The following is a 25,727-nucleotide window of genomic DNA, read 5'->3' on the forward strand; positions in this document are numbered from 1 at the left end:
TACGGCCGATCGCCCCTCTACCCTTCTGGCACAAACCCGGGGTTATACGTTAAAATATAGAGCAAAAACATGTCTCAAGGAGTCGCTAACTTATGATCGATCATACCCGTCTTATGGAATACGGACTGAAGAAGCCCGGAGCGAGCCTCAAGCATCCTTTCGACCCGGACCTACCCGTCCTGTTCGTCGGCGACAAAATGTTCGCTCTGCTCGGCACCCATCAAGGCATTCCGAGCGTCAATCTGAAATGCGATCCCGACAACGTCTGGATCGTACGGCAAACGTATCCGACCGCCGTGCTTCCCGGTTACCATATGAACAAGCGGCACTGGAACACGGTCGTGCTGAACGGCCAAGTTCCGGACACCGAAGTACTGGACATGCTGGAGGAGTCTTACCAGCTTGTGTACCGCAAGCTGACCAGAGCCGTGAAAGAAGCGATCAACGCCGGTTGACGAAACGGATGGTGAAACCGCTCAGAACCGGGCATCCCGGCTGCCGCAAAATGCGTCCACAGGACTTTTCCGTTATCCTGACAAGCCCGTACATAAGGTTCGGACATCTCTGCCACTACCTGCGCGCTCGAACCGAGCGTCCGGATATTCGTTAACGGGTTGCGGAAATTCATATCCAGATCGGCTACCGGCGCAAAAAGGACCAATTGCACCCGACAGCCGCCCCTTCGCGGGCCGCGATAAGCCCGAGCCGGGCGGCCGTTTCCGCATCGCCGGTCGCCGCAGCCTACATCGGATTGGTGAATACCGTCCCGTCCGTGGCAATGCCGCTTCCGCCATACTCCAGGTTGGCGGCAAGCAGCAGCGGAATCTTCGATTTCTCCTGAAGGTACCGGTGGGCAGCTTGAATCTTTTCCTTCGGTCCGGGCCGAAACATAAAGCCTCCCGACCGAATCCCCGTCAAGATCTGCTCCAAAGCTTCCGGGCTGTCTGTCATGCCGTGGATGCAAAATAAATGCCCGACCTTTTTTCTTCCAGAGTCATCGTCTCTAACGTGCTCTTGACCCAATCCATATCCTCATCCGTAAGATAAAACGGATTTCCGCGCAGGATTTGCAAATCAAACATGGAATGTGCCGCCTCTCCTCGTTCAACCATTATTCGAGATACCATTCCTGCAAAAGCTTGCACTCTTCGTCGGAAATGCCTAACCCTTCCACGATATAGTTGTCGGTCGAACCGTAAACCCGCCGCATTTCTTCCAGGGAAGCCAAAAGGTACTCCGGCTTGACGCCCAGCAGCGCACGGACCCAAGTCAACTGTTCTTCGTTTTGAATCGCCTCGCGGGCCTTCGCCATCAGCTTCTCGTTGGCCTCCTGCCGGTAAGCGGCTGTCTTCATGTAGTCTTCCATGATCGTCCCGATCGGAACCTCCAATAGCAGAAGCACAATAGCCGCAGCAAATCCGGTGCGGTCTTTGCCCGCCGTACAATGCCACAACACGGGACGGCCCTCGGCTTCCAACAGGGAGCGGACGAATGTGCGGTAAGCTTGCCGGGATTGAGGGTCCGTGACAAATTTTTTGTAGGCTTCAAGCAGCGGGGCGCCGCCCTGTCCGTTAGCAGCCATCGTTTTGAACACGTCGGATAAGTTCTGCATATTTACGGCACCGCCCATGGCCGGATTGCTCATATTTTTCACCCCCGCCAGGACCGGGTTCGGCTTCGCCTGCTGCTCCCCCTCCGATCTCAAATCGCAAATGAACGAAAGGCCCAGCGATTGCACATATTCAACGTCCTCCGGCTTCAGGTCGGACAGCTCGCCGGAACGGAACAGCTTGTTCGATTTAACCCTTCCGCCTGCCGCCGACGGATAACCTCCAAGCCCCCTAAAATTTACGCGTCTCATCAAATCGTCCATATCTGTTATGCCTCCCTGAAAATTGACATATAGTAATTAGTACTTAACCATCAGTTAATACATATCTCATTTTAGACTTAGTTTATTTGGGTACGTAAACGTTTGTTTAATTATTGTAAATGAAAAACAGCATCCGGTTGGATGCCGCTGCTATACTACTTACGCTTTAAGCGCAGCCGTCGATTCCCTGACGACCAACTCGGGCTTCCATTCGACCGTGACGCTTGCCGTCGAGCCGGCTCCGATCCATTTGAGCAACAGTTCGACGGAGCTCTGGCCGATGCTTTCCGCCGGCTGACGAACCGTCGTCAAATAAGGACGAAGACGGGACGCAATGTACTGATCGTCATATCCGATGACGGACATCGCCTCCGGCACGCGCATCCCCTCTTCCGCCAAAGCGTTTACGATCCCGACCGCGATATAGTCGTCACCGGCGAATACGGCCGTAGGCAGCTTCCCGCTCCTGATCCATGACTTTGCCGTGTCGTAGCCGAATCCGATTTCGTAGTCCCCTTGCACTACGGCGAACGGAGAAAGTCCCGCCTCCCGGAGCGCATCCAAAAAGCCTCTCTTCCGCTCCCGCGTGCTCAAGAAATATTCCGGCCCGCATACGTGGGCGATCGAGGTATGGCCTAGTGAGAGCAAGTGCTTCGCCGCTTCGTAGCCTCCGTAGTAATTATCCGTCAGCACCGATGGGACCATGTGATCCCGTCTTTGATTATCGATGAGCACGAACGGAATACTACGCTTCTTCAATTGGGCAATATATCGGTCCTCTTCCGGCAAAGACAATAGAATCAAACCGTCCACCCGGTCTTCATGCATCAAATCGTGACTTTCGCGGGAACGAACATCGTTCGCGACGGAAAGCGCCAGAAAATAACCGTATCGGGCAAGCGTGCGGTTGATTTCATTGACGACCGTCTCAAAAAAGCGATCATGCAGCGCAGTCATGATCAAACCGATAATGCGGGTATGACCCCGGGCAAGACTTTGCGCTGCGGCATGAGGCCGGTAATCCAAAACCTCGATAGCGTCCAGCACCTTTCGCCGGTTTTTTTCCCGTACGTTGCCTGTGTTGTTTAACACCCGAGAGACGGTCACTACGGACAACCCGCAATATCTGGCCACGTCGTATATGCTTGCTTTCATGGGTAGGCTCCTTCCGATACGCGCTATGAAAATTAAACCGCTTTAATTTTTGGAATAGGCAAACCGAATCGCCGGATGGCGGCAAGAAGCGACATCTATTTAGGAAAAATGTAACAATACTTTACTTTTGTGAGCCTATATTACCATCCTCCCCCTTCGATAGCAATGTGTTTTTTTGAATAATCCGGCCGTTCGACAGCGCCGCATCTGTCGGACCTGCCGCTATGCGGCTTAGCGATTGAGCGGAAGACGGCTCCTCATCATTTTCTTCCGCCACGAAAGCAAAAGACGCTTTTCTCTTTCACCGGATTGTTCCGCAGCATGGCCGCTTGGCGTTACAATACGGATAGAAAGCAAATGCAGAAAAATGGAGGTACCGTTCCCATGGAAATTCAACTCATTCGAAACGCAACGCATTATATCGAATACGGCGGAAAGAAGCTGCTCATCGATCCGATGCTAAGTCCGGCCGGAGCTATGCCTCCTATCGCGAATACGCCGAATTCTTTTCCAAACCCGACCGTGAACCTTAAAGTTCCCGTAACCTATCTGCTGCAAGCCGACGCCGTCCTGCTTACCCATACCCACCCGGATCATTTCGACGCCATCGCGGCGACACTGCTGCCAAAGGATATCGTCTTTTTCTGCCAGCCGGAGGATGCCGGGAAGCTTCGGGAGCAGGGCTTTCGGGATGTGCGGCCAATTGAAACGGGCATAGTGTGGGATTCCGTCAGCATCGTACGCACCTCCGGCCAGCATGGCACAGGCGAGATCGGCAAGCGTATGGGGCCGGTATCCGGCTTTGTGCTAAATGCGCCCGGCGAGCCCGTATTTTATATTGCCGGCGATACGATCTGGTGCCCGGAGGTGGAGCAAGCCTTGGCACAGCATAAGCCTGACGTCGTCTTACTGTTCGGAGGTAGCGCGCAATTCCTTCAGGGCGGACCGATTACGATGAACGAAGAGGATGTGGCGATGGTTGCGAGCGCCGTACCGGACGCTCAAGTCATCGTGGCTCATATGGAGGCTTTGAACCATTGCCTTCTGCGGCGAGAAGATTTGAGAGCGTATGTTGCCGGGCTCGGTCTCTCCGAAAGAGTCCGTGTTCCGGAGGACGGGGAGTCCATCCGCTTCCATCCGTCCTCATCGCGCGTGTAACAGAGGGGACCTTGTTTCCGGCGAACGGACACGGTACAATCGGTTTGAGCAATCTTCCATACAAGTAGGTGTATTCATGGAATTGGATCAAACCGATATTGAGATTATCCGCCTTCTTCGGCAAAATGCCCGTATCCAGTGGAAGGAGATCGGAGAAAACGTATTTTTGTCGGGGCAAGCAGTCGGAAACCGGATCAAGCGTCTGGAAGATCTGGGAATTATTCAAGCCTATACCGTTCAACTGAACGAGGCAAAAATGGGCCGCCCCGTTCTTGCCATCATCACGGTATTTATGAAATCGACGAATCACAGCGGCTTCGAGAGCTTTCTTCAGGAACAAGAGTCAGTGATCGAAGCTTACCGTATCAGCGGCGAAGGGTGCTATACGGTTAAAGCCGCGGTGTCCGACCCGGCCGCATTGAATGTTTTGCTGGATGCGATCCTCCAGTACGGCAACTACAAGGTCAATCTGGCCATCGGAAAAGTAAAGTAGACGGAATTTCATCGCCGATAACGCCCCGAAATGCGGGGCGCTATTTCTTTTTTTCCTACCAAACCGCTGCACTCGCCTAACCGCCACTTAGCTTCTCCCCCGCTTCATTTTCACTCAAACGCAAAGCTCCCTCTTGCCATTATTACGAAGTCGTAGTAAAATGAAGCCGTAAATTAGTTCCATATCGTAGTAAATCACTATCGCAGTACATTGGAGGATGCAGCCGTTGATGGAGCAGATGTTGGAGCTATTTTTCAAACACGGTCTGCGGCCCATGAGCTTGATGGCGGAGGCGGCCGAGCTGGAGCAAACGCTGAACCGCTCCGAAATTTCCGCGCTCATGTTCCTCGAATATCGCGGCGAGCTGACCATGTCGGAGCTGGCCGCGGAACTGGGAGCGCCGCTCAGCACGGTGACGAGCCTGACGAAACGTCTGGTCCGCAAAGGTCTTGCCGAGCGCAATCAATCCGACAAAGACCAGCGCATCATTCTGGTCAGGCTGTCCGACGAAGGCCGCAAGCTGGCAAGCCAGGCGAAAGCCATGATGGAAAACATGTTTGCCCGCGTGCAGGCGGCTCTCTCCTCGGAGGAGCTGCAGCAGTTTCTGACGCTCGCGGTCAAAGTAGGCAAAGCGCTGCAGTACAAAGAAGATAAAGACAGCGTGCCGTCCGAGCGCACCGTCCGGAAAATCCGGATAGACGATTAAATTCGCTTGAACCGCAGCCCCTATTTTTTTAACTAAATACTACGAAATCGTACTAATTGGAGGGATACGATGAGAATCATTCTATATACCGGCAAAGGCGGCGTCGGCAAAACGAGCGTCGCTGCGGCAACGGGTGTTACACTTGCGGCGCAAGGGCTTCGTACGCTTGTGATGAGTACAGATGCGGCGCACAGTTTATCTGATTCGTTCGATCAGCCGCTTGGCAGCAGTCCTGTTCCCATTGCCGACTGTTTATGGGGGCAAGAAGTCGATAGCTTGCGCGAGACGGAAAGGCACTGGGGCGCGGTCCAAGGCTGGTTGGCCGGCTTGATGAATTGGGCCGATCTTAGCGACGTGACGACCGAGGAAATGCTTGTGTTCCCAGGCATGGAAGAGCTGTTCAGCCTGCTGGAAATCAAGCGCCATGCGGCCAGCGGCGATTATGACGTCATAGTCGTCGATTGCGCGCCGACCGGAGAGACGCTTCGGCTGCTCAGCTACCCGAACGTGCTCGGTTGGTGGATGGACAAAATTTTCCCGTACGAACGCCGGTTGGTAAAGTTGGTGCGTCCCGTCGCCAAAATCGTCACGGGCGGGCTGGAACTGCCCGACGATAACGTCATGAACAGCATCGAGTCGCTCGCCCGCGAGCTGGAGCTGCTGCAAAGCCTGATTCTCGATTCGGAGACGACCTCCATCCGCATGGTGCTTAACCCGGAGAAGATGGTCATCTCCGAGGCACGGAGGGCGTTCACCTATTTGAACTTGTTTGGCTTCAATACCGATGCGGTGGTCGTTAACCGTGTGCTGCCGGAGGAGGCCGGCACCGGCTATTGGGCCGGATGGCGAGCGGCTCAAGATAAATATGAAGAAGAAATTCGCGATTGCTTCAGCCCGCTGCCGATCTTCCGCATCCCGCTGATGAAATCCGAAGTGCATGGCCTGCCGCTGCTCGCACAAATGGGCGAAGCCGCTTTCGGCGGCCGCAACGTCTCGGAAGTGCTCCACTTGGGGAAGGTGCAGGACATTCGCAAGGAGGACGACGTTTACTTTTTGGATCTGACGCTGCCTTTTATAGACAAAAGCGACTTGTCGCTCAGCCAGAAAGGCGACGAGCTGACCGTCCAAGCGGGCCCTTACAAACGCAAAGTGGTGCTGCCGCGCATCCTGCTCGGACGTCCGATTGCCGGCGCCCGGTTTACAGAGCAGAAGCTGTCGATCCGCTTCGGCGAAAGAGAACTGCCGGAAGACCCCAAAAAGGAGGAGAACGATGAGAGCCGATAAGGTAACAAGATTGCTGGACAGCTTGTCGGAGGCGCAAGAAACGTTGATTTCCGAATTTATTCCCGCCGGGGCGCGCAGCCATTTTCTCGCTTCCCGCAGAGAAGCCCTGCTCGGCCTTCGCAGCCTGCTCGATGCCGCAATCGACCGGACGAAGGAGCCGACGGAGGCAGCCGGCAAAAAATCACCACCCAGCCGTTCCCGCGGTGTGATCGACATTTCTGATTGAGCTATAGCACAGTCTGCCGGCCAAAGCTTTAGAGCTTGATACGAGGAGGAATTGCCCATGCTGCTCGACCGCTTTTTGCCCGTTTACCACTACCACGAAAAGCATTCGATCGACGTCCGCGCGCCGAGGGATGCGGTCTATCGTGCGATTCGCGAAGTAAAATACGGGGATATTCCCGTACTGCGACTGCTGTTCGGTATTCGGATGCTTCCGGCCTGGTTGGCCGGCAAAGTGAAAACGGGGGCTTCGGGCGGCGACGAACCATTTATAAAGCGAATGATGCGCTATGGATTCATGCTGCTGGAAGAAGCCGAAGGGCAGGAGCTCCTGGTCGGCGTAGTCGGCCCATTCTGGAGACCGGTCGGATTCGAGCCGATCCGCTTGGATTCAGCACAGGCTTTTATTGATTATGACTCCCTTCGTCATGCGAAGGCGGTCATGAATTTCCAAGTGCGGGAGCAGTCGAACGGAACGATGACGGTCATGACCGAGACGCGGATTCAAACGCAGGACAGGGCGGTGCGGCTGAAATTCGGGCTGTACTGGCTGCTGATTTACCCCGGCAGCACTTGGATCCGGCGCAGCCTGCTCAAAGCGATTAAAACCAATGCGGAAAAGGAGCGAGTTGTTTATGGCAGCCAAACTTAAATCTTATTCGGGTATGATGCTTGCTTGGACGGCGGTACTGCATACGGTAGTCGGCATTTTCGTTTATTGGCAGCCGCTCGTGGATATCGGACGGAGCGGACTATTTAATAGCATTGACCCTCATTTCGACCGGGTTTCGGCCTTCTGGTTCCTGCTATTCGGCGCCCTGCTGTTTATGCTGGCCGAACTGATCCGCTGGCTAACCCAAGTCAAAAAAATGGAAACTCCGAAATTTATCGGCGTCTACATGCTTGCGCTTTGTCTCGTCGGTGTCTTTTTCATGCCGGTGTCGGGTTTCTGGCTCGTCATTCCCCAGGCGCTTATCATAATGCGGGCTTGAGCCGGATGTTAAGCACCTACCACATACTGTATAATAAAAAGAGAGCCGTGCGCCAACACGACTCCCACACAATAGCCGCTTTTAAGGGCGGTGGCTAATAAGTAGAATAAGAACTGATCATGAATCGATCGCTACCTATGCTGAGGGCGGTCTGTTTCTTTTTGTTTTGGTTAATCGCAATATTCTAGCATTGAATAATAGAAAAAAGGGGCGATTTCTCGCCCCCTCACCTTAATGCGCTACGGCATTGTAAGTCATAATCCAGATCGAGCCTGCTACAATCGTCAACAGAATGATCATGCCGAGCAGCAGCGCCATCATGTTCCAGCGGGCATTCTCGCCTTCGCGCAGGTGCATGAAGAAGACAAGCTGCACGACGAACTGAAGAATAGCCATCGCAAGAATTACGATCAGCGTCGCCGTCTTGCTCAGCATGCTGTTCATCACGATGGTAATCGGGATGATCGTCAAGATGATCGAAAGCACGAACCCGATCGTATAAGACTTCAGCGAGCCATGGGAGCCGTGTTGCTCATGCGAAGAAGCTCCATGCGAATTCCCCATCTTACATCACCCCCATCAAGTAGACAACCGTGAGGACGAAAATCCAGACGACGTCAAGAAAGTGCCAGTACAGGCTGAGATTTTCCACTTTGCGTTTGGTGACGGGAGTAATGCCGCGTTTGCGGAGCTGAAGCATAAGCCCGATCATCCAAACCAAGCCGAGCGAAACGTGCAAGCCGTGCGTCCCTACCAAAGTAAAGAACGCGGATAGAAAAGCGCTGGTGGAAATCGTCGCGCCCTCGTGCACCATATGCACGAACTCCGTCACTTCCAGCGCGATGAACGCCGCGCCGAGCAGCGCCGTAACCGCAAGCCAGCCGATCAATTGCTGCTTGTTGCCGCGATGCATCGCAAGCACCGCAATCCCGCTCGTAAAGCTGCTTGTCAACAGGATGAACGTTTCGGCGATAATGCCCGGCATTTGAAACAATTCCTCGGGCGTCGGTCCCGCATTCGTATTGCCGCGAAGAACGATATAGGTGGCAAACAATGTGCCGAATAAAATAACGTCCGTAATCAGAAAGAGCCAAAAGCCGAACGTCTTCAGCGACTCTTGATCGTGATGATCGTGGTCGTGAGCGTCGTGTCCGTGATTTGCCGCTGCATGTGCCATTAAGCTTTTGCCCCCCTTGCCAGTTGCTCTGTGCGCTTCACTTCATCGACCGGAATATAATAGTCGGTATCGTACGAGAACGAACGCGCCAGCATGCAGATCGCGATGCCGACAAGCGCCGGAATCGTCAGCCACATCCAGTTCCATACGAACCCAAACCCGGCCAAGAACCAGAGCGAGGACTTGATGAACGGAATCGCCGAGTTTTTCGGCATATGAATCGGCTCCAGCTTCGCATCCGGGATCGGAGCGAGCGGCTTCTCGCCTTTCTGCTTCCGCTCCCACCAGTCGTCCGTTTCCTGCACGGTCGGGGTGATGGCGAAGTTGTACATCGGTGCCGGCGACGGAATCGTCCATTCGAGCGTGCGGCCGTCCCAAGCGTCACCTGTCGTGTCTTTCTCATGATTCTTGATACTGTAAGCAATCTGCCATACTTGGAAAATGAACGCAATCCCCATCAGGAAGCCGCCGATCGTAGAAACGAGGTTGAGCGGTCCCCAGCCCATGTCAAAATCGTACGTATACGTACGGCGCGTCATGCCGTCCAGTCCGAGGAAATATTGCGGCATGAAGCACACATAGAAACCGATGTTCCAGAACCAGAACGCCCATTTGCCGAGGCGCTCGTTCAGCTTGAAGCCGAACATTTTCGGCCACCAGTAGTACAGACCTGCAAAGTATCCGAATACGACGCCGCCGATGAGCACTTGGTGGAAGTGCGCAATCAGGAAGTAGCTGTTGTGAAATTGGAAGTCAGCCGGAGCAACCGACAACAGCACCCCGGTCATCCCGCCGATGACGAAGCACGGAATGAACGCGACCGCCCACATCATCGGTGTCGTGAAACGAATCCGGCCGCGGAACATCGTAAACAGCCAGTTGAACACCTTGACCCCGGTCGGTATCGCGATCAGCATGGTCGTTATCGCGAAGAACGCATTGACATCCGCACCGGAGCCCATGGTGAAGAAGTGATGGACCCACGTAAAGAACGAAAGTACGCTGATCCCGATCATGGCGAATACCATCGAAGAGTAGCCGAACAGCTTTTTCCTGGAGAAGGTCGCAACCACCTCGGAGAAAATACCAAACGCCGGCACGACGACGATATACACTTCGGGGTGACCCCACATCCAGATCAAGTTGATATACATCATCGGGTTACCACCGCCGTCGAGCGTGAAGAAATGCGCGCCCGCAAAGCGGTCAAGGAACAGCAGGAACAACGTAACCGTCAAAATCGGGAATGCGAAAATGATCATGATACAGCTGGACAGCACCGACCAGGAAAACATCGGCATTTTCATCAGCTTCATGCCAGGTGCGCGCATTTTGAGAATCGTAACGATAAAGTTGATCCCCGTCGCCAAGCTCCCGATCCCTGAGATCTGAATGCCCCAGATATAGAAGTTTTGACCGACGCCCGGGCTGTGGGACAGCTCGGACAGCGGCGGGTATGCCAGCCAGCCCGCATCCGGCGAACCGCCGATGACGAACGAAATGTTGAACAGCATGGCCCCGAAGAAGAACAGCCAGAAGCTGAGCGAGTTCAAAAACGGAAAGGCAACGTCGCGCGCGCCGATTTGCAGCGGAACGACGACATTGAACAGACCGAACATGAGCGGCATCGCCATGAACAGAATCATGATAACGCCGTGCGTCGTGAAGATGGCGTTATAGTGATCCGCCTGCAGAAATTCGACGCCGGGCATCGCCAACTGCAGCCGCATGAGCAGCGCATCGACGCCGCCGCGGAACAGCATCAGGATGGAGCAAATAATATACATGATGCCGATGCGCTTATGGTCGACGGTCGTCAGCCATTCGCGCCACAGCCAGCCCCATTTTTTGAAAAACGTAAGCACGAAGACGATGGCTACCATCGCAAGCCCGATACTTACCTGTGCCCCGAGAATGAGCGGATCCCCGGTGACGAAAAACTCCGATGCGAATTGTTTAATGGTATCCAGCATGAGTGGGCCTCTTTTCTGTTAAAAATAAATCAAGCGCTGCGTTTATTTTCCGGAGGCGCTGTGAACCGCTCCATGAGCCCCGTGGCCTTCGCCCGCGGTTACGTCCTCCATCTTGTTGCTGCTGACCGCAGCGCCCTGCTTCCCGCCAGATTCGTTTCCGCTGCCGCCGGATGTCGCTCCGTGAGCGCCATGAGCGCCGTGCGAGCCACCGACTGCATATTTCGTAACGATATTGTAGAACAAGTTATCCGGGAACGCCGAGAAAAACTGCTCGCCGGAGCGGCCTGGTTTGGCCAACGCGTCATAGCCGGCTTGCGTCAACGGACTTGCCGACTTTTTGACCCCTGCGGCCCACTTGTCGAACTCTTCCCGCGACGTTGCGTGAACGTCGAATTTCATGTCGTTAAAATGCTCCCCGCTGAAGTTCGCGGCGGTGCCGAAATATTTGCCTGCCTCGTCCGCTTGCAGATACAAGGTCATCGCCATGCCGGACATCGTGTACATTTGTCCGCCAAGCTGCGGGATCCAGAAGGAGTTCATTGGAGCGTCCGACGTTAATTCGAACTTGATCGGCACACCCTTCGGAATTTGCAAATAGTTCACCGTCGCAATTCCCTGCTCCGGATAAGTAAACAGCCATTTCCAATCCAACGACGTCGCTTGAACGACAATCGGCTTCTGGTCCGATTGAATCGGCTTGGAAGGCTCCAAAGCGTACGTATATTTTACCGTCACGCCGCCAAGAATAAGGATGATGATGATCGGAATCCCCCACCAGATCATCTCCAGCTTGGTGCTGTGCGCCCAATTCGGCTTGTAGGCCGCCTTGTTTCCTTTCGCGTCGCGATAGCGCCATACGATGACTGCCGTCATGGCCAGCACGGGCACCAGTACGATAAGGCAAAGCACGGTCGAGATCACGATCAGGTCTCGCTGGTCTTGGGCAATCGGCCCTTTCGGGTCGAACACCATCATTTCTTGTCCGCAGCCGGTTAGCAGCGCCATAATCAGGATGAACAGCAGCGCTAGCGAAATTCGGCCGATCTTTACCGGTTTTCTCATGTCGATCCTCTCCCAAGCTCTCCGAAATGCTATGATTGTTCTGACTGTGAGCCAGATCACTCTATAAAACCACCATAACAGATTACGACAAAATGTTCGCGGCATTTAACAAATACGTCAATGTTTCGTCATTTTTCTGCAAAAGAATTTTCACGAAGCTGACAAATATTTTGCACTTGTTAAAATATGACACCCCAAATAACACCAAAAACCCCTCCGAGAGATCCCGAAGGGGCTAAAATTTGTGTGTTATGCTACTTATTTACTATCATCTTCCGCTTTCGCTCTGGAATGAACGAGATGGATGGCCGTGCGGATTACATAGATATGAACGCTGCCGACCATGAACCCGACCCCGACCATGAGGGACGTGTTACGATCGCTGAAGTCATGCAGGTTAAATAAACTAAGCAGCAATCCGATCCCAAGCAGCACCCATGCTGTTGCCGTCATCAAGACTACCAATCTGCCCACATTGCGCTCGTTTCCGGTTCCTTCGGCCAAAACTGCCGTTTTCGTCGTCATAGCGATCACTCCTAAACCATTGAAAGTGCTTTCTCTTCCAATAGTATACCACACTTTTGCGATTTTGTTCATACAAAATTCAATTTTTGATCAAATTTCAGACAAAAATTTATTTAGAACCTATTCGAATTTCCAGCAGCGAATCGATGAGAAAGTCCGCATCCTCGGATAGCACCTCTCTGGAGCCGTCATACGTCACAATCCCGACAGCGATGCTTCCTGCCGCTTTCGCCATCTTCATATCGACAACGGAATCACCGACGACCACCATCTCATGGGGGGATATGCCCAACTGCTCACAGGCTTTGTAGACCATGTCCGGGTTCGGCTTGCCTTTCTCCACCTGCTCCGGGGTAATGAGAAAATCCAGCCGCTCCTTGACTCCCAGCAAATCCATGCATTGTTCGGCCCTTGTCCATTTGTCCGAGGTTAGGATCCCTGTCCGGATCCCTTCATCAAGCAGCGACAGAATGACTTCCGATGCCCCCTCTTTGGCTTGGAAGGCTTGATCCAGAACCGTATTCTCGTCCGCCAGCCGGAAGACGGACTCCGCTTTGGCTTTGCATTCCGTCCACGGCCAGCCCTTCAACTGATAGAAAGCGCCGGCGGTGAGGATGATTTCCTCCAAGGTCGTCGCTATGGCCAGCACGCCGTTATGATCTACATCGTCAGCCCCTCGAATGCCCATCAGCTTCTCCCATTGCTCCAGATGCTCTTCCCCGGCCAGGTTCAGAAACTGCTGCTTTCTTAGCGTATCGATATATACCCAAAAGGCCACGGCATCGAATAATGTGCCGTCTTTATCGAATCCTACCGCCTTCGCTTCGACCTTCGTATTGCCTATCCATAAACTTTTGCCGCTCATAATACATCCTCCTTATATCTCCCTGCTGCCGAACTTTTCCCGCCATACGGTCTCAATTTCTTCTCTTGTGGTTAAAAACATAAATTCCGAGTCAAACGTACGCTTTTCATGAGGCAGCAGTTGTTCCAGCCTGCCCTCCCGCCGCTCCGCTGCTCTTCCGTTCAATCCGCAGTTGGCCGGTTCAAAGCCGATCGCATAGATGCCTTGTTTGATGCCTTTCCATAACGAAAACCGGGGAAACTGCCGCGAATCGTAGGAATACACAAACGCGATGTCTTCCCGCGGATTTATGAGCATCAGATGGCATTTCCCGTTTTCATCGGGCTCCACTTCCGCATGGATGACCTCCTCATCCACTGTGCTGCTCGGACCGGGGATCAGCGAATAATGCTCCAGATCCGCTTCCGGCGTGCCCTCCCATGCTCTTACATTCGTTATGGAACCAACGATGGAGGAGCCTTCATCGACCAAAGGAAATCCCAAGTTGATATGATATAACAGCATGAGCGGCGTTGCCGTGAAGCCTTGGTTGATGACCTCGTCCTCGATTTTGATCACATTGGAACCGAATACCGTCGTGATCGATCGCTTGAGCTCCAACTGCTCATGGAACACCGAAGCTTGCTCGACGCATCCCCTAACGGATAACCTGTACTCCTCGCCGACCCACTCTTCTTCGTAGACGGTTTTCCGGGCAGGGAGATTGGCTATTCTTCCATGCAGCCCTAGCTCCTCCTCTCCGTCCCGGCACGGCTCTCCCGCTTGGGTCAGCCCGCACGTCGTCAGCAGACCGCCGGAAAAGTTGCGCAGCCACCCGATCCCGGCCGGCTCGAAATATTCGCCGGAGGCGTAGCCGACGGGCGAGATCCACGCCATCGGAATCCCGTCGCATTCCACTTGTCCGATATCCATCCCCCGGTCGGCCAACACGGTAAAGCGCAGCCTCCCGTTGCGCACGTCGAAAGCGAGCAGGCCTTTAGCTTTGCCATCGGTAAAAGCAAACGGTTGAATTCCGGCCAATTGCCGATAAGCTCCGACCTTGGGCCTCCACTGTTCTTTCTTATAGTTTAAATAAGCTTTTCTCGCCATTTCTTCATCCGTCCCGCTTCCGCTACGATTTTTTCAATACGCTTTTTCCCGCAAACGCGATAACCGCCAAAGAGAAGACGATGAACAGCGAGTAGATTGCATTGATTTGCGGCGAATACCCGTACCGGATCATCGACCAGATTTGCATAGGCAGCGTATTGTCCGTTCCGATCAGGAAGAACGTCACGACGATCTCATCGAACGATACCGTGAGTCCCAGTAATGCTCCTCCGAGCAAAGCCCCTTTGATATTAGGCAGCGTGACGAAGAAAAACGTTTTTAACGGGGAGGCTCCCAGGTCCATAGAGGCCAGCTCCAAATTTTTGTCCAGACGTTTTAACCGGTCCATTACCATAATCATCACCACGGGTGTAATAATGACGACATGTCCGAGGGTGACCGTGAGCAAAGAGGCAGAAAGCTGGAGCGTTTTAAAAAATAAAGTCATAGCAATACCGGTGATGATGCCGGGCAAAATGTAAGGCAGCAATAGAGAAAGCTGCAAAAAGCTTCTCCCGGCAAATTTGTAGCGCTGGAACAAAAAGGCGGCCGTGGTGCCCACCACAATAGCAAGCAGCATAGCGGGGATGCTGACCGTCAGGCTATTTTTGGCGGCCAGCCACAGCTTCGGCTCTTGGAACAGCTTCACGTACCAATCGAAGGTAAACGCTTTGATCGGAAGCGCCGGGATGCGCGACGCGTTGAAGCTGAACAGCACGGTGACCAGAATGGGTAAATACAAGAACAGATATACGGCTGCGGCAAACAGGATGCAAGCCCATTTCTTGACGTAGTTCAAGGTCAGTCCCTCCGCTAATTTTCTTCGAATGTTCCTTTGACATCCCCCAGCTTCCTCAAGATCAAAATAACCACCAGCAAGCATAGCAGCAAAATGACGGCCAAGGAGGCGCCGAGCGGCCAGTTAAAGCTGTTGCCGAATTGGGTCTGAATAATATTGCCGAACAATATTCCCGACGCCCCTCCGACCAAGGCAGGAGCCATATAATCGCCGACGGCGGTAATGAAGGCAAACATGAATCCGGTTGCTATACCGGGCAAGCTTAGTGGAGCAATAATGTGAATAAACGTATAAAATGCCGTTCCCCCCAAATCTTCCGAAGCCCGAACTAACGAAACCGGAATTTTCTCGATGGTTGTGTAAATCGGAATGAACGTGAACGGAACGGCTATGCACAGTACGGTAACGATAACGGAAAAATTGTTAAACAGCAGGCCCGTTGCCGGCTTCTCCAAAACACCGGCAAGCAGAAGAACGGAATTGATAAACCCGTTTTCACCCAAAATGGAACGCCAAGCATAAATCCGTACCAAGTAGCCGACCCATAACGGCGCAAGAACACCCAAAAACAGAACAGTCTTGAAGGCCCCTCCTTTATAATGGATGATCAGGGCCATCGGATAGCTGATGACAACAGCGAGACATGCGATCAGGACGGAAAGCTTCAGCGTCTTCAGCAGCAGCTGCACATAAGTCGGATCTGTAAAGAAAGCGATATAATTCGCCAAGGTCAGCGTGCGCACAAGTTTGAATTGGTCGACCTGCCAAAAACTGTATAAACCCATGGTGCCGATGGGAATGAGAATAAATAAAATCACCCAAAGGGATATTAACGAGATCAGTATCCGTTTATTGTTCATCGGTCTCACCTGTATTCTGAACAACGGTTGCGTCTTCCGTCCTGAAATAAAGATCGACAAACGTTCCCGGAGCAATCCGGCGATGCTTGTCCTGCTCCGTAATCCTCAGGAGGAACGGCAGCTCTCCCTTCAGCTTGAGCAATACCTCGGTTTCCGAGCCGTAATACGTTTCCTCCAGCACGAAAGCGCCTTCGATTTTGTTCGTATACGAGTCGTCCTCCGGAGTGAAGCGAATTTTCTCCGGACGTATGGACAAACAGGCTGCATTCGGATCGTTCGGAGCTTCGACGCGGAAGGTCTCTCCGTTGTCGCATTGAAAAAGATGATCCTGAATCATCCGACCGGGCAGCAAATTCGTCTTTCCGATAAATCCGGCGACAAATTTCGTTTTCGGATGATTGTAAATTTCGGCCGGTGTGCCTACCTGATGCAGCCTTCCGCGCTTCATGACCGCGATCCGGTCCGATAAGCTCAAGGCTTCTCCTTGATCGTGCGTGATATAAATAAACGTAATGCCGACTTCCCGCTGCAAATGCTTCAAAACCTTCTGCATATCCTGTCTTAAATGAAAGTCCAAGGCGGATAGCGGTTCGTCCAGCAGCAAAATATCGGGGCTCGAAATCAACGCTCTGGCCAGAGCCACCCGCTGCTTCTGACCGCCGCTCAGCTGGTCCGGTCTGCGTTCTGCGAATTCTCGCATGCTCACCATGCCCAGGCTTTCCATCACCCTTTTGGCTATTTCCGCTTTGGCGACTTGCTTGATTTTCAGAGGATAGGCGACATTCTGAAATACGGTCATATGCGGAAACAAGGCGTAATTTTGAAATACGGTATTGACATTTCGTTTATAGGGAGGCTGGCCGCTTGCGTTGATCCCTGAAATACGAATCTCTCCGCCGGTAGGATATTCAAATCCGGCGATCATTTTCAGGATGGTCGTTTTTCCACAGCCGCTTGGGCCTATGATCGAAAAAAATTCGCCTTTGCCGACCGACAGATTCAACCGCTTGATTGCAGTGAAATGTCCGTAATCCTTAACCACATTGATCATTTCCAAGACCGGTTGGCTATCGTTCATGATGATCGTCTTTCCTTTCTTCTATAAAGGGGATGGATGAATTTCACGCACAGCCTTAGTTGGCTTTAACCTCGTTCCAAAGCTTAACTCGTTTTTCGAAGCTTTCCGGAAAAGCCACGTATACCAGACGATTGAAATAGTCCGCATCGTCCATATGGGCGTCTTTCGCCTCTTTTTCCGAGATGTGCTTAACGGCCTCTTGGTTGACGACCCCATAGCCTGCTTTTTTGACCACCTGCGCCTGCACCTCCGCGGAGATCAGATAGTCGATATAGAGATGAACCAATTCCGGATTTTGAGCTTTCGCACCAATGGTAACGTTATCAATCCATACCAGCGCTCCTTCTTTGGGAACGACTTCGACGACATCCATTCCCGCTTTTTGCAAATCCGTCACCATCGTCGGCCCTTGGGTATATATGGCCCAGGCCTCTCCGCTGGCCATTAAATTTTTTCCGTCTTCAAAGCCCGTATAATAGGAACGGACAAGCTGCTTTTGCTCGATCAGCTTTTGTTTGACCTGCTGCATTTGATCGTCCGTCAATTGGTAAGGGTCTTTGAATCCGAGCAGCAGGGCGGTCATCGAAATCTGGTTGTTGGCATCGTCGACCGTGGCGATTTTGCCTTTATAGTTGTCATTCCATAAAACGGACCACGAATCGACGGGCTCCTTGATTTTGTCCCGGTTGACGGCCAGAGGCAGCGAGCCCCAGGCGAAGGGAAGGGCGTAAGCTTTTTGCTCGAACGTCACATGCTTCTCGTTCAGTTTGTTCATGTTAGGAATAAGCTGCGCCGTATTTTTCAACTTGGAAGTGTCAATAGGCTGAAGCAGGTTCAGCTTCTGGTACCGGGTCACGGAACCGCCGTCCATAAAGATCAAATCATAGTTGACGGCGCCCGAAGCCGCCTTGGCAAACATTTCGTCGACGCTTCCGGCGTAGGAAACGTTCACCTTGACTCCATATTTTTCCTCGAACGGTTTGACCCATTCGTCCTCCTGATAGCCCTCCCACGACAAGACGTTCAGCGTCTGCCCTTTGTAGACGGATTCCGGGCCGCCTTGACCGGCTTGTTGACCCGGCTGATTGCTGCAAGCGGCGAACCAACACATGAGACAAACAACGACAACGATGCGAATTCCAAGTTTAAGCAAAGCTTGTCCCCTCCTTTATGATCTCCAATCAATGACGGTCTTGATCGCACAAGAGGAACGACCTTCCTCTAAAAACGCTTTCACTTGTTCCGGCTTAAGCACTTGCCCTACCAACGACTCCATTTCGATATACCCGCGGCTCACGGCTTCAATCGCTCTCGGCCAAACGGACGGCGCGTTCGTACGCCCGTAGATCGTCAAATTTTTGAGAATAATTTCCCGGTGAGGGAATGCTCTCGTCTCGCTATCCTTGAATCCATACAAGATAATTCTGCCGCCGATTTTCGCGTACCTGACTGCGGCCTGCACCGTCTCCGACAGCCCCACGGCATCGATCACAAGGTCGAAGCCTTGGGTATGGATGTAATCGTCCGTTTGTTCGACAGCTTTCATGTTAACGCTTTCAATAATGGTAGCGGCTCCCGCTTTCTTTAACCATTCCACCCGCTCCGGCAGCTTATAGACGACCGTTACGGCAGCAGCTCCTCTCATTCGGGCAATCTGGGTAAAATATAAGGCCGCCGGGCCGTCCCCAAAAACAAGCACTTTATCGCAGGCCTTCACCCCCGCAGCCTCAACCGCTCCGAACGGGCACGTCATCGGCTCAAACACCGCGGCCGCCAGGTCGCTCATCGTATCTGGTATGCGATGGACGCATCGTGCGGGAACGACCGCATAATCGGCCCAACCGCCGTTCATATTGATTCCGAGCTCGCGGTAGTTGAAACAAAATTCCGGCTTTCCGGACTGGCAGGAGAGGCAAGCTTCACAAGGGACGGCCGGGTCGATGACGACCCGTTCCCCTTCGCGCAAAGCGGCTTGCGCATTGCCGATTTTCACCACCGTCCCGGTCAGCTCATGTCCTAAAATATAAGGAGGCCTGTACGGAAATTTCCCTTGAAAAATTTCTTGATCCGTCGCACAGATTCCCGAATAAGACACTTTAACCAGCACTTCATCGTTCTTCACTTCCGGTACGGGGACGAGGCGTAGCTGAAGAACGCCCGGCCCTTCCCATACAAGCGCGCGCATCGTTTCCGGCATGGATGGAAGCCTCCTCTTGTTAAAGTAGCATGCCGATTCGAGGCTGGTAATTTTCCCCGCTCTCGTCGTCATAGAACACCATCTCGCGGATCTCCTCTTTTGCCAGCCCGTTGAAATCAGGCGCCAGTTCCACCCCAAGTCCCGGGGCATCGCTTAAAGCGAGCTTTCCGTTGCGGAAGCTTAACGGGTTCTTCAATACGTCGGACGTATACCATCCGTAATGGGTATCGTTGGCAAACGGGAAGTTTCTCGAAGCCGCAATCAGATGGGCATTGGCCAGCGTCGCAATCCCCGTTTCCGCCCACGAGCCCGTCACGCACCAGATTCCGCAGCTGTTAGCCAATTCCACGATTTGCTTTGCTTTCAGAAGTCCGCCCGCTTCCGAAGGATAGACCGTAAAGGCCGCAACCGCCCGCTTTTCGATCAATCGGAGGGCCGTATCGAACGTGGTGCAGGATTCGTCCGCCGTAATGGGAACGGGAACCGATTTGCTTACGGTGGCCAATCCGTCGATATCGTAGTAAGGAATAGGCTGTTCCACCAGCTGCAGATCGTATTCGGCCATTCGGTTAATCGCTTTAATTGCGCTGCTTACGCTCCAAATCTGGTTGGCGTCGATCCGCAGCTTTACCTTCGGACCTACGGCCCGTCGAATTTCTTGAATTCTGCGCGTATCCAGATCGATATCTCTGCCGACCTTGATCTTAATTTCATCATAGCCTTGGGCGACGATCTCCTCGGCTTCCTTGGCGTTGACCAACGGATCGTCGATGAACAAGTATCCGGAGAAGGAAACCTCCTTCCGGTACAGCCCCCCAAGCAAATTGTATACCGGTGTGTTCAATAATTTCGCTTTCAAATCCAGTAAGGCGATATCGATGCCGGCCAACGCGTAGTATCCAATCTGCGACCAGTTTAGAATGTATTCCTCCAGCTGATGCAAGATCAGTTCCGTCTGCATCGGGTCTTTGCCGATCAGAAACGGTTTAAATTCTTTTTCCACAATCGTCTGGATCGTTGAGATCGTAGGTCCTACACACTCGCCATATCCGATAACGCCTTCATCCGTGACCAGTTGAACGATTAATGCCGGAGCATTCTTTCGGGTACCGCCCGACCACTTGGCCGGTTTCTTGAAAGGAATCAGTACAGGCGTTGTAATTACATCTTTAATGAACATACCATATCTCTCCTTTGTCGTGTGGTAAGAACAATTTGAGGATGATGTAAGTATATTTTACCGACGAATTAATTGTCAACAATATTGTTAACAATTTTATTTCAAATTTTTTTAGCGATATTGATTGTTCCCTATTTAAGATCATAGTATAATCACGTATTGTCATTGTCAACAATAACGTATAAGTTGATTTTGATTATATACAATAATCTTTTTTATTGTATAATTAAGGGAGCAAAGCTATTGAGCTTGGGTCTATTAGGAGGAAAACCATGTGAAGAATCAATTTCGCTTCTCGGTCAAAAAAACAGATACGCTAAGAAATCAAATTTATCAAGATATTAAGGATGCGATCATTCAAGGGAAGCTCAAGCCGGGGCAACGACTGCGCGAGGCGGATCTTTCCGAAGAAATGGGTGTCAGCCGCGGCCCGATCCGCGAGGCGATTTTACTGCTGGAACGCGAAGGGCTACTGGTGACCCAGCCCCATCGGGAAACGACCGTAACTACCGTGGATAAGGATGAAGTGCTGGATTTATTAAATCCGCTTCGGGTGCTGCTCGAATCTTTTTGTATTCAAAAAATATTGCCTCATCTGACGGATGCCCATTTCGCCGAGCTGACGGACATCCTGAACGGACTCATCGACTCCTGCGAAAAGAATGATTTGGAGCAAGTGGTCAAAAAAGATTTGCAGTTTCATGAGTACCTGATTTCTTTAACCCATGAGCCCTATTTGCAGACCCTCTGGTCCGGAGTCTCTTCGCGCATCGTATTTCACTTTATGTCGAACTCGCAAATGCATCGCGAGAATAATTTTGCGAAGCTCATCGAAGAGCACCAGGCGCTGCTGAACGCGTTAAAGACAAAAGAATGGCCTGTTGTTGAAGAAGAGTTGAAAAAACACATCTATTAAAAAATCGATCGTCCTCCAAGCCAAGAAGGTATGGAGGGCGATTGCTTTTCCCACGTAGTCAATTAACCGCGCCTCTATTCGCTCTGCCTCATAAAGGCCCCAGCCCACTTTCTGACAAGTAGTTCTCTAGTAGGATATTCGTTCCATTAGATTATGAAATTCGACACGATTTACCAATCATTCCTTTTCAAATCTATTTTTTTGTAATAGAATAAGCAATGTTGCAAAAATAGAGTCAGATTTGGAGAGGGGATCAACACAGATGTACAGGAAGAAAATTGCACTTGCACTTTGCGCGCTGCTGGTTGTAATGGCAGTCCTCGCCGGCTGCGGAGCAAAACCGGCACCGAAGGAAACGCTGGAGAAGGCGTTCCAGACGGCTGCGGATATGAAATCGGCTGATTATAAAATGACTTTCGCCATGAACATGGACTTCCCTGCCGACGCTTTGGAAGAAAATCCGCAGCTTGCCGTAACGGCGCAAATGCTGAAAAACATGGAAGTGGCCGTAACCGGCGCTTACCAGCAAGAACCGTTCCAGATGGAAATGAACATCGAAGCCAAGCTCAAAGGCGATATGGCGATGAACATCAATCTGCCGATCGTAATGACCGACCAAAAAATTTGGGTGAAGGTACCGAACATTCCGATGCTGCCGCTGCCGAAAGATGTAGTAGGCAAATTTGTGGAGCTTGATCCGAAGGAACTGGCGAAGCAATCCGACCAAAAAGTGAATTTCGACGCCGCTACCATCAAGAAGCAGCAGGAGCTGGGCCAAGAAATCGGCAAAATCTTCTTCAAGCACGTGGACGAGAAAACGTTCCTCTCCTCTGTTGACAAGAAGGATGCCAAGCTGCCGGAAACGGTTGAAGCGAACCAAATCGTTAAATTCGCGGTTACGAACGAAAACCTGGAGCCGTTCATCACGACCGTCGCCGAGAAAGTACTGCCGGAAGTGCTCGATCTGATGATGAGCGACAAATACGCGAAAGTGTTTGACTTCAAGAAAGAAGACCTGGAGCAAGCGAAGAAAGATTTGACGGCCAATTCCGGAGACAAGCTCAAATCCGAAATCGCCAAAATGAAGGAAGACGTGAAAATCAAGGACCTGCAAATCACGACAGCCGTCAACAAAAAAGGATTCCCGGTTTACCACGATGTAAACGTAGGCCTGGAAGTCAAAGAAAATGGCAAGTCGTCTCAAATCGGCGCCAACATCAAGGCGGAATACTCCAAGATCAACGAAAAGCCGGAGTTCAAGATCGGCATCCCGAAAGACGTTATTACCCTCGAGCAGCTGATGGCCAAAACAAACGGCATGTAATTCAACGCAAAAGCCGCGCCTCTAATCGGAGACGCGGCTTTTTTGTACATAGAATCGGCTCTTCTTGGAAAATCTAGCACTAGCGGACTTAGGCCGTCGGCTTCAGCGCTTGCTTCGACGTTTCCTTGACTGTAGCGGCGTAAGCCTGTCCTTTTTGCTTGTCGTATTGCCCTTCCCACTTGGACATGACTACCGCTGCCAGCGAGTTGCCAAGCACATTGACGACCGTGCGGGCCATGTCGAGAAGGCGGTCAATCCCGGCAATGAAAGCGAGTCCCTCGACGGGAATCCCCACCGAACCGAGCGTCGCAAGCAGGACAACGAACGAAACTCCCGGCACGCCGGCAATACCTTTGGACGTGACCATCAGCACGAGCATCAGCGTAATTTGCGTGCTGATCGGCATGTGGATGCCGTACATCTGAGCGATGAACAGCGCGGCAAGCGCCTGATACAAGGTCGACCCGTCAAGATTAAACGAATAGCCGGTCGGGACGACAAACGACGTAATTGCTTTAGGACAGCCGAACTTTTCCATTTTCTCCATCACTTTAGGCATGACCGATTCGGAGCTGGCCGTGGAGTAGGCGAGAATGATTTCGTCCTTAAGCAGCTTGATGATCGTCCAAATGCTGGTACCGGACATTTTGGCAATTGCCCCGAGCACGACGAAAATAAAGAACAACATGCTGGCATAGACGACAATGACGAGCTTGCCAAGCGGAATAAGCGAGCTTACGCCGAATTTGGCAACGGTGACGCCGATCAAGGCGAATACCCCGAACGGTGCGAATTTCATTACTTGATTCGTAACCCAGAACATCGTGTCGGCAACGCCATGGAAGAAGCTAAGCACCGGTTTGCCGCGTTCTCCGATGGCCGCAACGCCAAGTCCGAACATGACGGAGAAGAAAATGATCGCGAGCATATCGCCGTTCATCAAAGATTCGAAGATGTTTTTCGGTACGATATTCACAAATGTGCTGGCGATGCTGTGGCTTGCTTTCTCTGCCGTATCGACATAGGTTTTGATATCGGTTTTCGCGAGGTGCGACATATCGATGCCGGCGCCCGGCTTGAAGATGTTGGCAAACAGCAGGCCGACGATAATGGCAATTGTGGTAACGATTTCAAAATACAAGATCGTTTTACCGCCAAGCTTGCCCAGCTTCTTGATATCTCCTACCCCGGCGATACCGACAATAAGCGAAGAAATAACGATCGGAACGACGATCATTTTGATCAAGCGGATGAAGATATCTCCAACCGGCTTCAGGTACGTTTCGACAGCGGGATTCCCGTAAAAAATGGCTCCGACGGCTATCCCAAGCATCAAACCGATCACGATTTGCAGAGCCAATCCGAATTTTTTCATGTCTGTTTCCTCCTCTTTTGTTACTAAAAGCGCTTCCAAATCAGGGGCGTCTGTGAAATAATAGGTTTGAGTAATATCATATGGACCGTCTACACTAAACTACAAAAACCTACAGTTGCGAGTTGATGCGAATTTTGAAAAAGGCTGTCACTTGGCAAAACCGCCTGCTCCGGCTTGCTCTTGTCGCCATTCTCGTACCGCTGGCCGGCGAGCTGAAATTTTATCCGTTCTCGGATTCGTTCCGCGTCGGCATGGGGCCTCCCGTGCTTTTTTTCAGTTTGCTGTGGCTTCGCGGATTAACGCCGCTTGCGGCAGGATTCGTGACCGGCCTTACCGTGCCGGCCTTTCGGATCGGACTGGATGCGCTCGGCGGGGCGGCGCTTGAAGCTTCGTTCTACCAGCATGTTCCCGCTTTCTTCTTTTATTTCTCTTATGGGGCCTTGTTCGCCGCGGCACAAGTCAACAACTATCGCCAAAGTCCGCTTCTAATCGGGCTGATCGGCATGGGACTGGAAATCGGTTCCAATGTGGCCGAGCTGTTTTTTCGGTATTCGCTTCCCGGCCGCACGATCATTCTGCACGAGCTGGAGCAAATTATCGTGATCGCCGTGTTCCGGAGCTCGTTCGTGCTGGCGATCTTCAACATCATTCAGCTGAGGCAGGTGCGTGCGCTGCAGGAGCGGGAGCGGCAGGAGAACGAGCATCGGCTGATGCTGATCTCGACGCTGTACGAGGAATCCGTGCATTTGCAAAAAACGCTGCAGCAGGCCGAGCAGATCACCCGCTCGTCCTATGAGCTGTACCGGGGGCTGAAAGACGAGGCCGAGCCCGATTTTGCCCGGCAAGCCTTAGGCATCGCCGGACAAGTGCATGAGATCAAAAAGGACAATCAGCGCATCTACGCTGGGTTGTCGCAGCTCATTACAAGCGAGCAGCGGGCTGACTTCGGCCTGGCGGAAGAGCTTGGCGGCGTGGTGGTCCGCTCGAATGAAAAATATGCATGCCTACACGGCAAATCGATCCGCATTGCGTTGAAAGTCAAAGGTGCGCATCCCCCTTATCACGCCTACACGCTGCTGTCGCTGCTGAACAATCTCGTCTCGAACGCCGTAGAGGCGATTGGAAAGGACGGGAATATCGAAGTCGTCATCGACTGGACGGACGAGCGCACGACGGAGCTGCGCGTCCGGGACGACGGCCCGGGCATTCCGGGGCATTCGCGGGATATCGTTTTTCATCCCGGCTATACGACCAAATACGATGCCGCCGGGGTTCCGTCGACGGGCATCGGCCTCTCCTACGTGCAGGAAACGGTGGAGCGACTCGGCGGAACGATCACCATTCGGGAAGGAATCGGTGGAAAAGGAACGGAATTTATCATACAATTGCCGTTAGCAAGTTTAACGACGAATAAGGACGGGTGA

General features: G+C 52.3%; 30 protein-coding genes. 11 read left to right on the forward strand and 19 right to left on the reverse strand.

Going from position 1 to position 25,727, the window contains the following annotated elements:
• The first annotated feature begins 92 nt into the window (after positions 1-92).
• Entirely contained in the window at positions 93-455 is a 363-nt protein-coding gene (locus tag NI000_RS03545) for an MmcQ/YjbR family DNA-binding protein (protein ID WP_253407761.1), read from the forward strand.
• Here the strand turns inward: NI000_RS03545 and NI000_RS03550 are convergent.
• The 5 genes from NI000_RS03550 to NI000_RS03565 all read right to left on the reverse strand — a co-directional run bounded on the left by NI000_RS03550 (position 395) and on the right by NI000_RS03565 (position 3,028).
• The gene (locus NI000_RS03550; protein WP_253407762.1) at positions 395-667 is read right to left on the reverse strand and encodes a glycoside hydrolase family 3 N-terminal domain-containing protein; all 273 of its coding nucleotides are present in this window, start codon (positions 665-667) and stop codon (positions 395-397) included. The two genes, NI000_RS03545 and NI000_RS03550, sit on opposite strands and share 61 nt — an antisense overlap.
• 74 nt (positions 668-741) lie before the next feature.
• Positions 742-951 (reverse strand): hypothetical protein, encoded by a 210-nt coding sequence (locus NI000_RS03555; RefSeq protein WP_253407763.1) that lies wholly within the window; start codon positions 949-951, stop codon positions 742-744.
• Positions 948-1,082, reverse strand: a complete 135-nt coding sequence (locus NI000_RS36680; protein WP_301292312.1) for a hypothetical protein — start codon at positions 1,080-1,082, stop codon at positions 948-950. The genes NI000_RS03555 and NI000_RS36680 overlap by 4 nt, the downstream gene beginning before the upstream one ends.
• A 29-nt stretch (positions 1,083-1,111) precedes the next feature.
• On the reverse strand, positions 1,112-1,873 hold the full coding sequence (locus NI000_RS03560) for a tyrosine-protein phosphatase (RefSeq protein ID WP_253407765.1): 762 nt from the start codon (positions 1,871-1,873) through the stop codon (positions 1,112-1,114).
• Between the two features lie 159 nt (positions 1,874-2,032).
• Positions 2,033-3,028, reverse strand: coding sequence for a LacI family DNA-binding transcriptional regulator (locus tag NI000_RS03565; RefSeq protein ID WP_253407766.1), 996 nt, complete (start codon positions 3,026-3,028; stop codon positions 2,033-2,035).
• Positions 3,029-3,412: 384 nt separating this feature from the next.
• On the opposite strand from NI000_RS03565, the gene NI000_RS03570 reads away from it, so the two are divergent.
• The 7 genes from NI000_RS03570 (at position 3,413) to NI000_RS03600 (ending at position 7,883) form a co-directional block, all read left to right on the forward strand.
• Positions 3,413-4,186 (forward strand): MBL fold metallo-hydrolase, encoded by a 774-nt coding sequence (locus NI000_RS03570; protein WP_253407767.1) that lies wholly within the window; start codon positions 3,413-3,415, stop codon positions 4,184-4,186.
• 76 nt (positions 4,187-4,262) lie between these two features.
• Entirely contained in the window at positions 4,263-4,679 is a 417-nt protein-coding gene (locus NI000_RS03575) for an Lrp/AsnC family transcriptional regulator (protein WP_253407768.1), read from the forward strand.
• Between the two features lie 229 nt (positions 4,680-4,908).
• Entirely contained in the window at positions 4,909-5,385 is a 477-nt protein-coding gene (locus NI000_RS03580) for a MarR family winged helix-turn-helix transcriptional regulator (protein ID WP_253407769.1), read from the forward strand.
• Between the two features lie 69 nt (positions 5,386-5,454).
• Positions 5,455-6,669: an ArsA family ATPase gene (locus NI000_RS03585; protein WP_253407770.1), complete on the forward strand. Its 1,215-nt coding sequence runs from the start codon at positions 5,455-5,457 to the stop codon at positions 6,667-6,669.
• Positions 6,656-6,895, forward strand: coding sequence for a hypothetical protein (locus NI000_RS03590; protein ID WP_253407772.1), 240 nt, complete (start codon positions 6,656-6,658; stop codon positions 6,893-6,895). Before NI000_RS03585 ends, NI000_RS03590 begins: the two co-directional genes overlap by 14 nt.
• A gap of 57 nt (positions 6,896-6,952) precedes the next feature.
• Complete coding sequence (locus NI000_RS03595; protein WP_253407773.1) at positions 6,953-7,543, forward strand: hypothetical protein; 591 nt, start codon at positions 6,953-6,955, stop codon at positions 7,541-7,543.
• Positions 7,527-7,883 (forward strand): DUF6463 family protein, encoded by a 357-nt coding sequence (locus NI000_RS03600; RefSeq protein WP_253407775.1) that lies wholly within the window; start codon positions 7,527-7,529, stop codon positions 7,881-7,883. Before NI000_RS03595 ends, NI000_RS03600 begins: the two co-directional genes overlap by 17 nt.
• A gap of 231 nt (positions 7,884-8,114) precedes the next feature.
• On the opposite strand, the gene cyoD is transcribed toward NI000_RS03600, so the two are convergent.
• From cyoD to NI000_RS03665, 13 genes are all read right to left on the reverse strand, one after another.
• Positions 8,115-8,447 (reverse strand): cytochrome o ubiquinol oxidase subunit IV, encoded by a 333-nt coding sequence (gene cyoD / locus NI000_RS03605; protein WP_253407776.1) that lies wholly within the window; start codon positions 8,445-8,447, stop codon positions 8,115-8,117.
• A 1-nt stretch (position 8,448) separates the two neighbouring features.
• Positions 8,449-9,060: a cytochrome o ubiquinol oxidase subunit III gene (cyoC, locus tag NI000_RS03610; protein WP_253407778.1), complete on the reverse strand. Its 612-nt coding sequence runs from the start codon at positions 9,058-9,060 to the stop codon at positions 8,449-8,451.
• Entirely contained in the window at positions 9,060-11,033 is a 1,974-nt protein-coding gene (locus NI000_RS03615; protein WP_253407780.1) for a cbb3-type cytochrome c oxidase subunit I, read from the reverse strand. The genes cyoC and NI000_RS03615 overlap by 1 nt, the downstream gene beginning before the upstream one ends.
• Positions 11,034-11,075: 42 nt before the next feature.
• Positions 11,076-12,095 (reverse strand): ubiquinol oxidase subunit II, encoded by a 1,020-nt coding sequence (cyoA, locus tag NI000_RS03620; RefSeq protein WP_253407782.1) that lies wholly within the window; start codon positions 12,093-12,095, stop codon positions 11,076-11,078.
• Between the two features lie 258 nt (positions 12,096-12,353).
• Positions 12,354-12,620 (reverse strand): hypothetical protein, encoded by a 267-nt coding sequence (locus tag NI000_RS03625; RefSeq protein WP_253407784.1) that lies wholly within the window; start codon positions 12,618-12,620, stop codon positions 12,354-12,356.
• Positions 12,621-12,729: 109 nt separating this feature from the next.
• Positions 12,730-13,485: an HAD family hydrolase gene (locus tag NI000_RS03630; RefSeq protein ID WP_253407791.1), complete on the reverse strand. Its 756-nt coding sequence runs from the start codon at positions 13,483-13,485 to the stop codon at positions 12,730-12,732.
• A gap of 12 nt (positions 13,486-13,497) precedes the next feature.
• Positions 13,498-14,574: an aldose 1-epimerase family protein gene (locus NI000_RS03635; RefSeq protein ID WP_253407792.1), complete on the reverse strand. Its 1,077-nt coding sequence runs from the start codon at positions 14,572-14,574 to the stop codon at positions 13,498-13,500.
• A gap of 22 nt (positions 14,575-14,596) precedes the next feature.
• Positions 14,597-15,373, reverse strand: a complete 777-nt coding sequence (locus tag NI000_RS03640; RefSeq protein WP_253407793.1) for an ABC transporter permease — start codon at positions 15,371-15,373, stop codon at positions 14,597-14,599.
• A 14-nt stretch (positions 15,374-15,387) separates the two neighbouring features.
• Positions 15,388-16,233: an ABC transporter permease gene (locus NI000_RS03645; protein ID WP_253407794.1), complete on the reverse strand. Its 846-nt coding sequence runs from the start codon at positions 16,231-16,233 to the stop codon at positions 15,388-15,390.
• Complete coding sequence (locus NI000_RS03650) at positions 16,223-17,311, reverse strand: ABC transporter ATP-binding protein (RefSeq protein ID WP_253407795.1); 1,089 nt, start codon at positions 17,309-17,311, stop codon at positions 16,223-16,225. The genes NI000_RS03645 and NI000_RS03650 overlap by 11 nt, the downstream gene beginning before the upstream one ends.
• 55 nt (positions 17,312-17,366) lie before the next feature.
• Positions 17,367-18,464, reverse strand: coding sequence for an ABC transporter substrate-binding protein (locus NI000_RS03655; RefSeq protein ID WP_253407796.1), 1,098 nt, complete (start codon positions 18,462-18,464; stop codon positions 17,367-17,369).
• Positions 18,465-18,479: 15 nt separating this feature from the next.
• The gene (locus NI000_RS03660) at positions 18,480-19,508 is read right to left on the reverse strand and encodes an alcohol dehydrogenase catalytic domain-containing protein (protein WP_253407797.1); all 1,029 of its coding nucleotides are present in this window, start codon (positions 19,506-19,508) and stop codon (positions 18,480-18,482) included.
• A gap of 19 nt (positions 19,509-19,527) precedes the next feature.
• Positions 19,528-20,688, reverse strand: a complete 1,161-nt coding sequence (locus tag NI000_RS03665; RefSeq protein ID WP_253407799.1) for a mandelate racemase/muconate lactonizing enzyme family protein — start codon at positions 20,686-20,688, stop codon at positions 19,528-19,530.
• 274 nt (positions 20,689-20,962) lie between these two features.
• Here NI000_RS03665 and NI000_RS36905 point away from each other — a divergent pair, with 274 nt between their 5' ends.
• Both NI000_RS36905 and NI000_RS03675 read left to right on the forward strand, forming a co-directional pair.
• The gene (locus NI000_RS36905; RefSeq protein WP_253407801.1) at positions 20,963-21,604 is read left to right on the forward strand and encodes a GntR family transcriptional regulator; all 642 of its coding nucleotides are present in this window, start codon (positions 20,963-20,965) and stop codon (positions 21,602-21,604) included.
• Positions 21,605-21,866: 262 nt separating this feature from the next.
• Positions 21,867-22,928 carry a DUF6612 family protein gene (locus NI000_RS03675; protein ID WP_253407803.1) on the forward strand — a complete coding sequence of 354 codons (1,062 nt, stop codon included), beginning with the start codon at positions 21,867-21,869 and terminating at the stop codon, positions 22,926-22,928.
• A gap of 88 nt (positions 22,929-23,016) precedes the next feature.
• Here the strand turns inward: NI000_RS03675 and NI000_RS03680 are convergent, their stop codons facing one another.
• Entirely contained in the window at positions 23,017-24,303 is a 1,287-nt protein-coding gene (locus tag NI000_RS03680; protein WP_253407805.1) for a cation:dicarboxylate symporter family transporter, read from the reverse strand.
• 125 nt (positions 24,304-24,428) lie between these two features.
• On the opposite strand from NI000_RS03680, the gene NI000_RS03685 reads away from it, so the two are divergent.
• Positions 24,429-25,727, forward strand: a complete 1,299-nt coding sequence (locus tag NI000_RS03685) for an ATP-binding protein (RefSeq protein WP_253407807.1) — start codon at positions 24,429-24,431, stop codon at positions 25,725-25,727.

Source organism: Paenibacillus tyrphae, assembly GCF_024158745.1.
GTDB classification, from domain to species: Bacteria; Bacillota; Bacilli; order Paenibacillales; family NBRC-103111; genus Paenibacillus_G; species Paenibacillus_G tyrfis_A.